This is a genomic window from Candidatus Woesearchaeota archaeon (genome assembly GCA_021734105.1).
Lineage (GTDB): Archaea > Nanobdellota > Nanobdellia > Woesearchaeales > SKGA01 > SKGA01.
This window is the reverse complement of the sequence record JAIPJP010000002.1, coordinates 51,116-66,125: the sequence shown is the minus strand read 5'-3', so window position 1 is coordinate 66,125 and position 15,010 is coordinate 51,116. Positions and strand designations below refer to the sequence as shown.

Below are 15,010 nucleotides of genomic sequence, written 5' to 3'. Positions count from 1 at the left end.
AGTTTGCGAAGCAAACTACACTACATGAAAAAAAGAGAATTCGCATGGCAAATCATCACCTACAATCTTGAGAAGCTAAGTCAAAGCAGTAAATCTTTGCTTTACTGGCTCTGGAGAGCAATCACTTTGAACAAGCCCGCTCTTACATAACCTTTTTAAACAATACCTGACACCATTAATATATGAACTTTTCTTCAAAAGTATTCTTAGCACCCATGGCAGGAATTACCGATCCTGCATTTCGCGCAGTGTGTGCTAAGAGTGGCGCGGGAATGACTGTTACTGAATTAGTGAGTGCTCAAGGAATTCTAAAAAATAACGAGAAAACAAAAGAAATGATTGCACGAGCAGAACAAGAAAAAAAATTTGCAATTCAATTATTTGGTAGTGATCCTACTTGTATGGCAAAAGCTGCAGAAATAATTTCGTCCTATTGTGATATAATTGACATTAACATGGGTTGTCCTGTTGATAAGGTGTGTAAACTTGGCGGAGGTAGTGCACTCTTGCAAAATCCGCAACTCGCAGGAGAAATCGTTCATAAAATGGCGTGTGCAGTTAACAATCCTATTACTGCCAAAATGCGTATTGGTCTTTCTAATCCTAATGAAAATCTTGCTATTGCACTTGCGAAAGCTTGCGAAGATAATGGAGCAAGTATGATCACTGTTCATGGCCGCATGCAAGTACAAAAATATAGTGGTAGTGCTAATTGGAAGAAAATTAAGGAAGTAAAAGATGCAGTAAATATTCCTGTTGTAGGCAATGGCGATATTTCAACACCTGAGCTTGCTAAGCTTCGACTTCAAACAACAAACTACGTCTCAATTGGACGTGCTTGCTCAGGCAATCCGCTGCTCTTCAAAGAAATAACAACGTATTTAGATACTGGCAAATACGAAGATATTACGCCTCACCTGCGTTTAAGTATGTTTGAACAATATCTTGATTTTGCTCAAGAATTTGGTACATCTCTTGTCACACAGCGATTGCAAGCGCAGCATTTTACAAAAGGATTTCAAGGCGCGTCTGAAGCTCGACTACAACTCAACGCCGCACAAACGCCTACAGAACTTTTAACTATTGTTTCTTCTCTTTTAGAACCGTTTCTAACCACAAAATAATGAACTATTTTATCGCTTTACAAATTTTTTAAGGATTGCAAATTACAAGAATGCTATAAAGGATAAAAACTAATTTTAACTGTTAATAAAACATTATTCTTATAGACAACTATTTTGCAATAGATGAACTAATTTCTTTTTAAATAGAGCCCTACAATCACAACATTAATAAGTTCTAAAACTATAAAATTCTTTATGGGGTTTGTTGCAGGTATTGATGAAGCAGGAAGAGGTCCAGTTCTGGGTCCTATGGTTATGGCTGTTGTTGCTGGTGAGCAAAAAGATGTTGATTTTTTAAATCAAATTGGTGTGAAAGATTCTAAGCTGCTAACACCTATTAAGCGTAATAAACTTGCTCGCATTATTAAACAACGCTTACCACATGCAATTATTAAAGTTTCTCCAAAAGACATTGATAAGTCAATTAGTAATCCTCATTCTTCACTTAATGATTTAGAAGCATTCACCTCTGGCAAACTTATTAAACGACTTATTCAAAAAGTTAGCGTACAAAAAATAATTCTTGATCTGCCAAGTAAGAATAAAGAGGATTATGTTGCAAAAGTGCGAAGTCAGCTTTCTTTTCCTGCTAGCGCAATTCCTATTCTTGCAGAGTATAAAGCAGACTTAAACCACGCACAAGTTGCTGCTGCATCAATTCTTGCTAAAGTTACTCGTGATAAAGCTATAGAAAAAATGGCTAAAAAACTCAATCTCCGATTAGGTTCTGGTTATCCAGCAGACGCAAATACTATTCATTGTCTTTATGAGAATTTCAACAAACTTAAAGAATATGAATTTGTGCGTCTCGAATGGAAGACAACAAAAGAACTTCTCAACAAAAAAAGACAAACAACATTAAAAACATTCACTTAAAAATAATAAAAATCTTTGCAAACATCATGCTCGCGCCTTAAAGAGTGAGAAAGTACGCTCCAAAGAAAAAATTTTCAGTACATTTTTTTAATATAGTTCTTAGTAGCACTAGACTCTTTGAAGTAAAGTATATAAATACGCCTTGTTATAAAGAGTGTATGAAAAAACGTGAGCGCGTTCTACAAGCAATTATGCTACTTATAATAAGTATTCTTGTGCTCATACCGTTTAGTTTGGCTAATGACATCTATTATTATGATTCATTAATACTAAATCAAACAATTACCAACGAGCTTACTATTATTCCAGATACAAGTACATATGATGTTAATTATATTACTATTGAGCTTGAATTAATTCCTCAAGAATCGCCTCGACAAACAGTGCTTAATCAAGAGTTTATTCCAAAGCCTAAAGAGATTACAGATAATAATATACTTTTTCATTGGGAAAATCCTCAAGAGTTGCGTGTTGACATAAGCTCAAGTGCAAATATACAAACAAATGCTACAAGGATACACGTCAAAGAAAAAATTCCTTTCCCTATAAAACAGGTACCGGTTAGCATTCAAAAATATCTTGATACAACGGAGTATATTGATAGTAATGATGAAATTGAGCATACTGCTTTTTTGCTTGCTAACGGTGTTGATGATTTATATGAACTCGAGTTTGCATTTGCTCAGTGGGTGAATAAAGAAATTTCATATAATCTTTCCACCATTACCAGCGATGTTAATCAACCTTCTAGTTGGGTGTATGAAAATCGTTATGGTGTATGTGATGAAATAACTAATTTATTTATTTCTTTTAATCGTGCTGTTGGTGTTCCTGCTCGGTTTGTCTCAGGTATCGCGTATAGCGATCTTATCGAAACAAAATGGGGTAATCATGGTTGGGCTGAAATATATTTTCCAGACGTTGGTTGGGTGCCGTTTGATGTAACCTATGAACAGTATGGTTTTGTTGACGCCACGCATATTGAACTTGCTAAACGTGTTGATGGAAGTTACCCTTCAGTAAAATATGCAACGCGTGGACAAGGATTTGATTTTAAACCTTCTGAATTAACATTTAAAACAGATATCGTGCGTACTGGCGATAGCATAAAGCCATTAACCAGCGTCTCAATTACTCCGCAAGAACCTCTTATTGGTTTTGAATCATATAATCTTGTTAGTGCAACTATTAAGAACAATCAGGATTTTTATGTTGTTGAGGAAATTAATCTTGCTAAAACAGAAGGATTAACTTTTTTTGATGAATTACAACAAAGAGTATTGCTTAAGCCTTTTGAAGAGAAGAAATTATTTTGGTTGGTTAAAGTTGATGATAGTTTAACAAATGATTTTGTATACACATTTCCACTAACAGCATTTACTTCTCAAAAAGAAAACGTGGAAACTTTTTTTAAAGTAGAGCAAAGTGGAGAAAAATATAGTAAATTATATATGGAACAATTTTTGGTTTTAAGTGAAGAAAAAGAAGTGGTAATTAATTGCGAAGGAAAAAATAATATTTTGTTCGGTAATACTTTACTAATCACCTGTTCTTTTAGTAAAGATGAGTTTCCTATTTCTCTTTGTTTAGAAGATAATTGTCAAGTTTTGCAAAGCAAGAGTGATGCAATAACAATTACTCCCGATACGTCTATGTTGGGTGTTCATACGGTTGTTGTAGAATCTGCAGATAAAGAATATCAGACGTTTGTAACGTATAAAGTGAGCGATACACCTCATCTAGAAATTACTCAAGCACATATGCCTAATGTAGTTCATTTTGATGAGCAAACGCGCATTAAACTCTTTGTTAATAAAACATCTTTATCTCACCCTACAGATGTGCACATCCTCTTAACTAATGGTCTTATTGCTGAATCGTGGGATTTTACTACGTTTAGTGAAAGTAAAGCGTTTGAAGTGATTATTGAAGGGCAAACATTAGCGCTAGGTAAAAATACATTCGTGGCAAGCGCTATGTTTACTGATAATGAGGGAAAAATTATTACTCAAGAAGAAGTGATATACACGACCATGGTTGCAGATACATTCGGTCAGAAAATTATTGGTTGTATAAATAGATTTTCTATTCAAGTAAATAAAATTGGAACAGCCCTTGGTGAGAAACTTGTTGGTAAAACAAGACCGCAGCTCCAACGATTTCTTGTTATGCTCATAACATTTATCATTCTCTCGTTATGTATAGCAACAATGATTTTTGTAATAAAAAGTGTAAAAAGAATAATCGTAAGAAAATAAGACGTAAGATTTATTCAACAAATTCTCCTGCTGCATTATCTATTTTTTGTGCAACCGTTCCACGCTTTCCGCAGTAGGGACAAACGTGCACAGGAAATTCAGGATTTTTCTTAAAAGAATAGCCACATTCATGACAAATATATTCTTTAAGATCAAAAAATGAATCTGCGCTTCCTAATACTTCTCTTGAGGGTTCAGAAGAGAGCGTATTTTCTCGTAAGGGTTGTTTTCGCTCAGAGACATCTGCAAATCCTGTTCTAGTGAGTCGCGGACTTCCAACATCATAACAATCTTTGCATACAAAGCCCTTTCCTTCAGGAAGTGCTCGCGTGTTATCCGCAGTTAATACTACACCACATTTTGAGCAAGTTAATTGTAAATCCATCATAAGACATCCTCGTTTGCCTTATTTTTAGATGTACATCTATTTAAAGTTTATGAGGTCGCTTAAAAAGAAGCTTAAAAAAAGTTATTTTCGCAACACACCATTATTTTCGGTTCTATTTTTGAAAGAAATTAATGTATCTACTGCGAAGAATTATTCTCACTCTACTTAAAAGAACTTATCAAGAAATGAACTCACAATAGAAGTAATGCTCATGCCATCATGTTCTTTTTAAGCATAACCCAACACCATTTTACACTTTTAAAGCGTAAAATTTGTTTGTCTAAAAAATCTTCAAGACAATATACCAAATTATTCTGGACAACGCCTTGTTTTCGCAATATTTAAAAGGAATAAAGCCTCAGATGTATTTAAAAAGAGGATTATATGTATGAGAAGAAAAAAAGGCGTGCCATCGTGGCTTCTCATCGCGTTGGGCGGTATGATTGCAGCATATGCATCATTTATTAATGAACGGCTCAACAACAGCCCAGCTATGAAAGTATTTATGTACATCGGTATTGCAATCGCTGCATTTGGCGTGCTTAAAATTATTATTGCATGGTGGAAAAATAAAGGTCATATAACTGAAGAAAAAATTGCCCAAAAAATTGCAGGGATGCCCCTGCCTACTCCCCGTATCATCTTATGTCCTAGGTGCAAAGCAAAAAATTATAACACATCACATTATTGTCATATGTGTGGGATGAAATTACAATGAAAACTGATTTTTTTGACGTGCTAGAAAGTCGACGTTCTATTCGTATGTATCGCGCTACACCTATTGATCAAACTGAATTAGGTTTGTTAGTGGAAATGGGTATGAAAGCCCCAACAGCAGGTAATTTGCAAGATTATCGGTTCATTATTTCAACTAATAAAAATATTATTTACCAGCTTCCTGACCTGTGTATGGATCAAATGTGGATAACATCTGCTCCAGCAATTATTGTCGTTTGTTCGCAACCAAAAGAGCAAGCCAAGTGGTTTGGTGAGCGTGGTCGTCACGTTTTTGCAACACAAAATGCTGCTGCTGCCACGCAAAACATTCTTCTAGCTGCGCATGCATTAGGTTTGGGTGCGTGTTGGATAGGGGGATTTGACCAAGAACAGGTTGATAAGCTCTTTGGTGTCACGGGTAATGGTCGTGTAGAAAGTATTATTACTATTGGTTATCCTGCGGAGCATGCACAGCCTAAAGATGAGCTTGGTATTGCAATGGGCATGTATTTTGATACGTGGGGCAATAATAAAGGTGATAAAGTCCTCATCCATAAAGATTATTCTCTTAAACTGAATACTTATCGACAAAAAGCAAAAGAGCAAGCTAAAGATACATCCAGTAAGAGTGTTGTTTGGCTTAAGAGTATAAAAGATAAAATTAAACAGCGTCATGATAAATATAAAGAATCGTTAGAAAAATCGTCTAAAAATCAAAAATAGCACTGCTCAAGCACGCATAACCTTTTTAAGCAAACGCAATACACTCCTTTCTATGTCTACAATTCTTTTTCCTCACGAGTCTGCTCGACCTATTCAAAAAGATATGGTACAACTCATTGCAAAGGAAGTAGAAAACAAAAATAACATAGTCATCCATGCACCAACTGGTCTTGGTAAATGCGTTGGCAAAGATACTTTAATTTTAACTCAAGACGGTCTTGAAAAAATAGAAGATATATACTTAAAACAGATTAAAACCAATAGCCTTGATAAAAACCTCAAAATACAAGTAAAGCAAGGACAAATAATAAAGAAAAAAAAGAGTCAACTGTATAAATTAACTACAAAAACAGGTAGGGAAATAGAAGTTACTGACGATCATAAATTTTTCTCAATTAAAAATGGAAAAACAGAATGGATCAAGTTAAAAGATCTTAAAGAAGAAGGATACATTGCATCACCATCCAAACTAAACATACTAGAAGATAAGATCGACATAAAACTAGATCAATATCTAAAATTAAAAAATAATTATTTAGATAAAACCACCATAAAAACAAAACCCCTTATTAGTGGGGAGCTTTTAAAATTCAAACAACAAAATAATTTAACGTTTAAAGATATATCAAAAAGTTCTGGGATCTCACAAGATAAAATAAAGAAAATAGCCAAACAACAAGTCATACAGATTAAAGACATCAGAAAAATAATTCATTTAATAAATATCCATCCTAAATATTTCAGAGTTGAAGAAATTGGAAGAATGGGAATCAATCACAGAATAATTCCCCATATCGATAAAAAATTTGCCTATTTTGTCGGATTAATAATTGGTGATGGATTCATTGATTCTGGAAAACGTAAGGCAATAAACTTAAGTACAAAAGACAAAGAAATTTTATCAACATTCAAAGAAATAGCCAAAGAAACAAAATCAAATATAAGAAAAAAAACAGGTTCGGATATAGATTATTATTTTGAAAATAAACCATTAATAAGTTTACTATTTAGTCTTGGTTTTCCAACTTCAAATAAAACAAGCAAAGTTTCAATTCCAAACATATTTTTTAAAAACAAGGAATTATTAAAAGAAGTAATTGCTGGAATTTACGATACAAACGGATCTATTTTTGACAATACAACTATTGAATTATGTACAAAAAGTGAGAATTTGAAAAACAGTCTTCTTCATGCACTCCTAGCTTTAGATATTTATCCAATTATTAAAGAAAAATATGTTAAAAATAAAAAGTATTTCAGAATTTATACTTGCGATACGGAGAATAATAAGAAATTTCATGCACAAATAAAGCTTAGAATCAAATATAAACAAGAACGATTAAACGAATTAATTAAAAAAGAAAATAACACCAATATTAACATAATCCCTGAAATTAATTCACTAATCAAAAAGTGTAAAGAAGAGCTACAAATACCTTATTCAAGAGAAAAAGAATATCGAATTATTGAAAGTTATTTATACAATCAAAGAAATCCGTCAAAGGAAGGACTCAAAAAAACAGTGCGCTATTTTAAGAAAAAAACAGATAAAACAAGCGAATCGTTTAATAAATTAAAAGAACTTGCGAATTCAAATATTTTTTGGGATAAAATAGTTAAAATAAAAAAAACCAAGAAAGATTTCGTTTATGATGCCTCAATCCCCCTAACTAAAAACTTTATTGGAAATGGCATCATCCTCCATAATACTGCTGCAAGTATCGCGCCAGTTCTTTCGCAAGCACTTGACAAAGGCAAAACAATCTTTTTTCTCACTTCTAAAAATACGCAACATAAAATTGCTATTGAAACTTTGCAAGCAATAAGAAAACGACATAATATCGAGCTTTCGGGAGCAGATATCGTTGGTAAAAAATGGATGTGTTTGCAACCAGGGGTAACGACTTTGCCAACTGGCGAGTTTAATGAGTATTGTCGTACACTTCGAGAAGATAAACGCTGCGAGTTTTATGAAAACTTAAAACGAGGAGAACAATTAACGCCTAACGCTCGACTCGCACTTGCTGAAATGGAGCAAATGGGTCCTAGTGTTGTTGAAGAAACCATGAAAACAGGTAAAGAGTATAAAGTTTGTCCTTATGAAATCGCGCTTCTTATGGCTGCAAAGGCGCACGTTATTATTGCTGATTATTATTATCTTTTTCATCCTCGCATTCGAGAAACATTTCTTAAAAAGAATAAAAAAGAATTAGAAAACGCCATTATTATTGTTGATGAAGCACATAATTTACCTAATCGTATTAAAGATTTAGCAACTGCGAATCTCTCGCTTGTTTTACTCAAGCGCGCTGCAAGTGAAGCTAAAAAATTTGGACATCTAGCTATTGAACATGTGATGGGTCAATTTGCAAAATTATTGCGTGATCTTATGAAAGGTAGTGATGATGAAAAATTTGTTTCTCAAGAAACATTCACACTCCAAGCAGAAAAAATAACTTCTCTTATTCCTTTAACTGAAGAATTGTACAAAATTGCCGATAACATTCGCGAAGAACAAAAATTATCCTCTCTTGGAGCTGTTGCTGATTTTCTTGATAGTTGGATAGGTAAAGATGATGGTTTTACTCGCATTATTAGTAAGAAACGAGCGTATAATCAAGAAAATATTACGCTGAGTTATCGTTGTCTTGATCCAAGTATTATTGCTAAAGAAGTTGTGTTAAAGGCTAGTAGCACTATTTTGATGAGTGGAACGCTCACACCAACAAAAATGTATAGTGAGCTTTTGGGTTTTCCTCCAGGAACTGTAGAGGAAACCTATCCGTCTCCTTTTCCTGAAAAAAACAGTCTTAATCTTATTATTGCAAAAACAAGCACTAAATACACAACAAGAAATGAGGGGCAATATCAGGAAATAGCAAAAATCCTTACTAGTGTTATTAATGAAGTGCCTGGTAATATAGCTGTTTTTTTCCCTAGTTACCAAATGAAAGATGCTATTGATACCTATCTTTCTAAAGTAGAAAAAGCGATGCTGCATGAGTATCAAGATATGAGTAAGCAAGAAAAAGAGGAAGTTATTCTCTCGTTTCGTCGCCAACAACTCACCGGCGCGTGTCTTTTAGCTGTTGTGGGAGGTAGTTTTAGTGAAGGTATTGATCTTCCAGGCGAGGAGCTTAAAGGTGTTGTCGTTGTGGGTCTTCCTTTAGGCAGACCTGACCTTGAAACTAAAGCATTAATTGAGTATTATGATAAAAAATTCAGTAAAGGCTGGGATTACGGCTATGTGTTTCCAGCCTTTAACAAAATTATTCAAAGTGCTGGGCGCTGTATTAGAAGCGAAACAGACAGGGGCGTTATTGTGTTTCTTGATGAACGTTTCACATGGCCTCAGTATTATCGCTGCTTTCCAAAGACGTGGAAGATGAAAGTATCAGTAAATCATTATCAAGAACAAATTCAAAAATTCTTCGCAAAAAAATAAATGTGACAACCAACAATAATACCTTAAATATTTTTAAGTTAAACATATTCGTTAAAAAAGCGAAAATTTTTGGCGCTCAGAGAAAAACTCTAGGAATAACAACATCAGACAATTATTAGTTCAAGTAATAAAAACAAGGCGTCTTCTCAAAAAATAACCCTTTGCAGAATGTTGATTGATTGAAATCTATTTAAGGTAAAACTTAAAAACACTTCCTTCTTTAATAGGTACTATGACAATGAAATTATTAATCATGGGCGCTCCTGGAGCGGGAAAGGGTACTGTTTCAGAATTACTTATTAAAGGTGTTCACATCACCCATCTTTCCATGGGGGATTTACTTAGATATGACAAGGATGTTCAAAAAAAGTTTGGAGAAGAAATTAATCCGCTCATGCAAGCAGGAAAATTCGTTCCCGATAGCTTAACTATTGAAGTAATCAGCCATAAACTCAAACAATTAGGAGATAAAACTTCTTTTCTTCTTGATGGCTACCCTAGAACTTTATATCAGACTGAAGCTTTACTTAAAATTACAAATCTCACAGGAATTATTCACGTTGTCATTGATAATGAAAAGATTATTGAGCGTTTATCTAATAGGAGGGTGTGTGCGTGCGGCGCAACATATAACCTTAAAACAAAACCACCAAAGGTAGAAGGTATATGTGATATTGATGGTAAAAAACTCATTCAGCGAAAAGATGATACTCCTGAAGTGCTCAAAGAAAGACTTGCTATTTACGAAGAAAAAACAAGTCCCGTGCTTACTTTTTTAAGAGAAAAAGAAATTCCTGTTTTAGATATTCCTGGCGACTTCGATGTTAGAACTGAATCTGAGGATATCTTACAAAAAATTATCGACTGGCAAAAAGCTGTTTAAGTACTATTGTTGCGTAGGCTCCTTTCGGCAGCGTAAACGCAATAGTTATATGTTGTTTTTCTTGTTGTAATACTTTACAATAAGTGACCTGTATTGTTGTTGCTCGACTATCACCTGCCAATGTTAGTTCTGGAAATTGTTTAACAATGAAATTTCGTCTATCCAAGCCGTGAAGAGTAAGAAGTTCTTCTTGTTTTGTTGTTAATTCTGAATCATAACCTATAAGTGGAAGTGTTTGCGGTGTTGGCTCTAATAAGTTTTTTGAGAACAAAAAAATTCCTTGCGAATAGGGTACGTTAAATCCGTCTTTAATTTCTTTTGCAAGTAATTCATTAAACAAAAGACTTTGCACGGCGTGCACATAAAAAAGGAGTATTTTTTTAGGGAGTCTATGAATAGCACCCACATAATCACTTTCGTGGTTTTGCAAATAGTGAACAAGTATACTACCATAATCAGTATCGCTTCCAATGATGAGTTCTGCTGCTGCTTTAAATTCTTTTTTTAAGATTGCTTTTCCTATTGCTGCATTATTACTTGAAAATCGTTGTTCGTCAAAATAATTAGGTACAACAAATGTTTCAGGAATTACTGCTGGAATAAAATCTGGTTCTTGTACATTAATCGTGAATGTATTGCCAGATAATTTTCCCAGGGTGAGTTGCTCAGTTGCATATCCGACAAACTCTAGCGCAATATCTTTTAATTCAAGACTTAAAACGTTATCTTTTTTCACTCCTTTTGTGGTAATATATTGGGTGGTTACTGCGCGTTTATCTTTTGCCCCTGCATAACCTATAAATTTTCTTGGAAGATGTAGGGCTCTTGCGATGTGTTGTACTGCTCGCTCGGTTGTATAGTTTGTTTTCTTAAGTTTGTAAAGATGATATGCAGTAGAGTCTTGACTAACAAGCGATGTATCTATTAATTCTTCTACAAGAAAATCTTCACAGGTTTCTTTTATGCGCATAATAAAAAGAAAGTGAGTGGGGTTTATGTATTTAGCGTTAATAAAAAATAGTTATGTTAAAAGATTAATAAGTTGTAGCACGCTATTAAGAATTATTCTTTTTTCGAACGAAGAAATATGCAACATAAAGGCTTCCTAAAAGTACAATCATTACAATTCCCCAGCCTATTGCCGCAGAGCCTCCTCCGATTCCTGTAACAAGACCTGTTATTCTTCCTCCCGAGACTACTTTAAATGGTTGTTTTGCAGAAATAGTTTTTAAGAGCATAGACTCATCTTTACCATACGTTACTACAATTGCTAGTTCTTCATTTTCTTGTAAATCAATTCTATCAAGTTTTGCAGGTAAGTACAAAATAGTTGTTTGTCCTGCTTTTACTTTTCCTTGTTTGTACAAGGTTTTAGGAAGACCATTTACCATAATTTCATTTACTTTTACAGAAACGTATGCATCAATGTCTGTTGGGTTGTGTAATTCTACACCTACACGATCAATTCCTTTGTAGTAGGACGAATCAACCAAGTAAAGTAGCGTTCCATCATCAGCAATTGTTTGTAAAGTTAAAGGCAGGGTGAATGGATTACCTAAAATATTATCTTCTGTAAGAAATCTATCAAGTCCTGTGGGCGTTATACCATAAGAAGTATAAAATTCTACACTTGTTTGCGGCGTAATAAGTTCTATGGGCAATGCTACAGGGAAAATAACAGGTAATAATTCTCCTCCTGCAATATACGTTACATCAGGTAAAGAAACGCTTGCAAGCTCTTCCTCGCCATTTTTAATAACAATGGTGGAAAGTTCGTATACACCGATATTTCCAGTGTTCTTAAACGTTGCAATGAGTTCTTGTGTTGCGGGATTATAGATTGCTTGTTGCACGGTAAGTCCTAATCGTGAAACGGGTAGTGGAAACATAGAGAGTGCGTAAATATTTGCTGATTTCATCGTGTCTCCTTGTCCAAATTTAATAAACACGCTGATTTCTTTGTTGCTTTTATCTCTTATTTGCTCGCCTATTGCTGCGAGTTGATTACCTACAATAACAACTGAACTTACCTCGTTTGCTTCAAGAAATGCAAATGTTTTGCTAAAAAGTCGTGTTGGTCCGGAGAGAAGTACTGGATTACTTGAGGCGAAAAATTCTGTTTCAATAAATGATCCGTCTGTTAAAATAACTGTTTTTTTAACACCTAATAACGTTGCTATTTCTTGACTATCGGCATATAAATCGCCGGTGTTAATCCATGTAGTAAATCGAGGTTGTATTTTTTTTAGTACGTCTCGCCCAAAGTTTCCTACAGCGATAACAGATGTAGCTCCTTTTGTTGCTTTTGCAATATCTGCTGCATTTTCTTTATCAACGATAAACACCCACGCATTTTGCTTTACTGCAAGTGGCGCGATGGATGCTGCAATACGAGGATTATCAAGCGAAATAAGAATGTAATTTCCTGTTCCAGGGTCTAAATCGTAGTTAAAATTTGTGTTTGCGTATGCCGTACGTACATCATAACCTATACTTGTTAATTGTTTATCTAGTTGATCAATATAAGGCGTATCAACAGAAGTGTATACTTGTAAAGTGTCTAAAGGGTTTATGATGTTTGCAAATCCTGTTGCCGAGTCCCCATTTACAAAGAGTGCTCGTCGTCCTTCAAGAGCTGATTTAAGCATGACGCTATACACATCCACCCAGTCTTCCGAATTAATTACAGTAACGTCTTCTGCGCTGACAATACCGGTGGAAAAAACGAGTAGTAAAGCCAAAAGAAAGACTCGTAAAAACAATGTTATAGTGTTCTGTTGCATACTAGTTAACTCCCCTTTAATATACTATCTAACCTTGCTAAGGATTTATAAACATTTCGCTAGAAAGTGCTGTTACAATTAATAACCTAAGCTTGCATAGAATAAACATTAAGGCAGTTCTAAATAGAAATTATAGGTTTCGGTGCCAAACGCTGGAACGAGGAGTTGATAATCAACGGTTTTTCCTGGTTGGAAGCCTTGTACATTTCCTTGCGCTTTTCCTGCCCAAATTACTGCATTATCTGCTGAATTATACAGTGCGTAGGTGCGTAAGCTTCCTTGCGTGCCGTCTTGCCACGTGGTCGTGTAAGGTGTAACAGGAATAAATAGACTTGCACTATCAAATGCTTCAGCTTGCGTGAATGTTGAGGCAAAATTATCAGTTACTGATGCTTGTAAATATGCAGGCATATCGCCTGCGTTTGCTGGTCGAAAATCGGTAAAGTCCCAGCTCGTAATGGAGTCTGTTGAAACATAAACAACTGCGTTTGTTGGATCAGTTACCGTCCATATATAATAGTAATTGCCGCTGCCATCCCCGAGCCTTGCTTCTCCTGTGATGTTTCCAAAAAAGCCTCCCCATCGCGTTGTCACAATTCCTCCTCGAACATCAACGTAGGTAACATAACCTCCTTGAATATTAAGTGCTTGTGCTGCTGGTAGGACCGTTGTTTCAGAGACACCCGGCGTAATCGTTGCGCCTGTAGGCTCTGCTAAAGCTAGCGAGGCTAAACCTGTAATAAAAAACAAAGCCACTAGTAAAAGGATGGTAGGTCGGTTCATGGTTTGCGCCTCATTCATACGAGTTATTGGAGTTTTTCTATTTAAATAACTTTTTACTTAATGCAAAGAATGAGAGAATAAAAAAAAGAAAAAAAAGAAAAAAAGCCGTAAGGCTTAGACTAATTCTGCCCACAAGAAGTACTGAGTTAGACTTACATCGTTAGAACGACCGTCTTCCGGAAGAATCATTTGGTAATCAACTACACTTCCATTAAATGACGTACCGCCTGTTTGCACTTCGCCAGCCCAAATAGGTTCATCAGCTGCATCATCTTCAAATGAATACGTTTTCCATATAGCAGTCGTAGTATTGTCCCAGGTTGTTGCAAAAGGCACTAGTGCTACCGTATCATAAATCGCTGAAGCAGTCATAGCTTCATTTCCAGTAAAAGTATTGGTATAATCATCTGCTGCACCTGTATTAACCTGTGGTGGAATATTTCCTACCGCAAGAGGGATTATGTTACCATCAGTCCAATCAATTGCTGCTGCTTCACTTGCATAGACAACTGCACCTTGTGCTGACCAGTTGTAAAGAATTTGTCCTGCGCCATTTCCGGTTCCTAATACGATGTCACCGCCTACGTCACCAACAAGACCTGCCCAGACAAAAGTGGATACTCTTGCTGAAAGGTCTGCATCTGTTACATTACCTGATTGAAGATTTATACTTTGGCCTGCGTTAGAAGTATATTCTCCTAAGTCTACCGAAGTAACTGAGTCTATTTGACCAGGTTCTGCTGCCATTACCATTCCAATTGCTAGAACAGCAACGACCATTAAAATTGCAATTTTTTTCATTGTCTCACACACCTCATTTTGGTTGTTATTTTTTACAAAATCATGAATTACGATAGGACTTATGCCCCGTGTATCGTAATCAATATCGACCATATCTTAGTATGGTTATCTGTATATTTGAATACATTAGTATTTAAAGATGTGTTTTCTTTTTTGAGGGAAAACAACAAGAAAATACTGTAGAAAAAGCTTAAAACAATTAAATTCCTTAAGAAGAAGCTCTAAAACG

At 35.1% G+C, this 15,010-nt stretch carries 12 protein-coding genes; 7 read left to right on the top strand and 5 right to left on the bottom strand.

Annotated features, from left to right (window positions below):
• Window positions 1-182: 182 nt before the first annotated feature.
• The 3 genes from dusB (at window position 183) to K9M74_00615 (ending at window position 4,258) form a co-directional block, all read left to right on the top strand.
• Window positions 183-1,124 (top strand): tRNA dihydrouridine synthase DusB, encoded by a 942-nt coding sequence (dusB, locus tag K9M74_00625; protein ID MCF7798387.1) that lies wholly within the window; start codon window positions 183-185, stop codon window positions 1,122-1,124.
• A gap of 195 nt (window positions 1,125-1,319) precedes the next feature.
• Window positions 1,320-2,000, top strand: a complete 681-nt coding sequence (gene rnhB / locus K9M74_00620) for a ribonuclease HII (GenBank protein MCF7798386.1) — start codon at window positions 1,320-1,322, stop codon at window positions 1,998-2,000.
• A 158-nt stretch (window positions 2,001-2,158) separates the two neighbouring features.
• Window positions 2,159-4,258 (top strand): transglutaminase domain-containing protein, encoded by a 2,100-nt coding sequence (locus tag K9M74_00615; GenBank protein ID MCF7798385.1) that lies wholly within the window; start codon window positions 2,159-2,161, stop codon window positions 4,256-4,258.
• 10 nt (window positions 4,259-4,268) lie between these two features.
• On the opposite strand, the gene K9M74_00610 is transcribed toward K9M74_00615, so the two are convergent.
• Complete coding sequence (locus K9M74_00610; GenBank protein MCF7798384.1) at window positions 4,269-4,646, bottom strand: hypothetical protein; 378 nt, start codon at window positions 4,644-4,646, stop codon at window positions 4,269-4,271.
• A 388-nt stretch (window positions 4,647-5,034) separates the two neighbouring features.
• Here K9M74_00610 and K9M74_00605 point away from each other — a divergent pair, with 388 nt between their 5' ends.
• The 4 genes from K9M74_00605 (at window position 5,035) to K9M74_00590 (ending at window position 10,414) form a co-directional block, all read left to right on the top strand.
• Window positions 5,035-5,364, top strand: a complete 330-nt coding sequence (locus tag K9M74_00605) for a hypothetical protein (GenBank protein MCF7798383.1) — start codon at window positions 5,035-5,037, stop codon at window positions 5,362-5,364.
• Window positions 5,361-6,086 (top strand): nitroreductase family protein, encoded by a 726-nt coding sequence (locus tag K9M74_00600; GenBank protein ID MCF7798382.1) that lies wholly within the window; start codon window positions 5,361-5,363, stop codon window positions 6,084-6,086. Before K9M74_00605 ends, K9M74_00600 begins: the two co-directional genes overlap by 4 nt.
• A gap of 52 nt (window positions 6,087-6,138) precedes the next feature.
• Window positions 6,139-9,531: a hypothetical protein gene (locus K9M74_00595; protein ID MCF7798381.1), complete on the top strand. Its 3,393-nt coding sequence runs from the start codon at window positions 6,139-6,141 to the stop codon at window positions 9,529-9,531.
• Window positions 9,532-9,763: 232 nt separating this feature from the next.
• Window positions 9,764-10,414, top strand: a complete 651-nt coding sequence (locus K9M74_00590; GenBank protein MCF7798380.1) for a nucleoside monophosphate kinase — start codon at window positions 9,764-9,766, stop codon at window positions 10,412-10,414.
• Here the strand turns inward: K9M74_00590 and K9M74_00585 are convergent.
• From K9M74_00585 to K9M74_00570, 4 genes are all read right to left on the bottom strand, one after another.
• Window positions 10,389-11,384, bottom strand: coding sequence for a tRNA pseudouridine(13) synthase TruD (locus K9M74_00585; GenBank protein MCF7798379.1), 996 nt, complete (start codon window positions 11,382-11,384; stop codon window positions 10,389-10,391). The genes K9M74_00590 and K9M74_00585 overlap by 26 nt on opposite strands.
• 85 nt (window positions 11,385-11,469) lie before the next feature.
• Window positions 11,470-13,197, bottom strand: a complete 1,728-nt coding sequence (locus tag K9M74_00580) for a hypothetical protein (GenBank protein MCF7798378.1) — start codon at window positions 13,195-13,197, stop codon at window positions 11,470-11,472.
• Window positions 13,198-13,305: 108 nt separating this feature from the next.
• Window positions 13,306-13,998, bottom strand: coding sequence for a hypothetical protein (locus K9M74_00575; GenBank protein ID MCF7798377.1), 693 nt, complete (start codon window positions 13,996-13,998; stop codon window positions 13,306-13,308).
• A gap of 96 nt (window positions 13,999-14,094) precedes the next feature.
• Window positions 14,095-14,874 (bottom strand): hypothetical protein, encoded by a 780-nt coding sequence (locus K9M74_00570; GenBank protein MCF7798376.1) that lies wholly within the window; start codon window positions 14,872-14,874, stop codon window positions 14,095-14,097.
• Window positions 14,875-15,010: the final 136 nt, after the last annotated feature.

Excerpts from the sequence above, each read along its gene's own strand:
- K9M74_00580 (MCF7798378.1), bottom strand. The coding sequence starts at position 13,197 with ATGCAACAGAACACTATAACATTGTTTTTACGAGTCTTTCTTTTGGCT.
- K9M74_00610 (MCF7798384.1), bottom strand. The coding sequence starts at position 4,646 with ATGATGGATTTACAATTAACTTGCTCAAAATGTGGTGTAGTATTAACT.
- K9M74_00585 (MCF7798379.1), bottom strand. The coding sequence starts at position 11,384 with ATGCGCATAAAAGAAACCTGTGAAGATTTTCTTGTAGAAGAATTAATA.
- K9M74_00570 (MCF7798376.1), bottom strand. The coding sequence starts at position 14,874 with ATGGTCGATATTGATTACGATACACGGGGCATAAGTCCTATCGTAATT.
- rnhB (MCF7798386.1), top strand. The coding sequence starts at position 1,320 with ATGGGGTTTGTTGCAGGTATTGATGAAGCAGGAAGAGGTCCAGTTCTG.
- K9M74_00615 (MCF7798385.1), top strand. The coding sequence starts at position 2,159 with ATGAAAAAACGTGAGCGCGTTCTACAAGCAATTATGCTACTTATAATA.
- K9M74_00605 (MCF7798383.1), top strand. The coding sequence starts at position 5,035 with ATGAGAAGAAAAAAAGGCGTGCCATCGTGGCTTCTCATCGCGTTGGGC.
- K9M74_00600 (MCF7798382.1), top strand. The coding sequence starts at position 5,361 with ATGAAAACTGATTTTTTTGACGTGCTAGAAAGTCGACGTTCTATTCGT.
- dusB (MCF7798387.1), top strand. The coding sequence starts at position 183 with ATGAACTTTTCTTCAAAAGTATTCTTAGCACCCATGGCAGGAATTACC.
- K9M74_00595 (MCF7798381.1), top strand. The coding sequence starts at position 6,139 with ATGTCTACAATTCTTTTTCCTCACGAGTCTGCTCGACCTATTCAAAAA.
- K9M74_00590 (MCF7798380.1), top strand. The coding sequence starts at position 9,764 with ATGACAATGAAATTATTAATCATGGGCGCTCCTGGAGCGGGAAAGGGT.
- K9M74_00575 (MCF7798377.1), bottom strand. The coding sequence starts at position 13,998 with ATGAATGAGGCGCAAACCATGAACCGACCTACCATCCTTTTACTAGTG.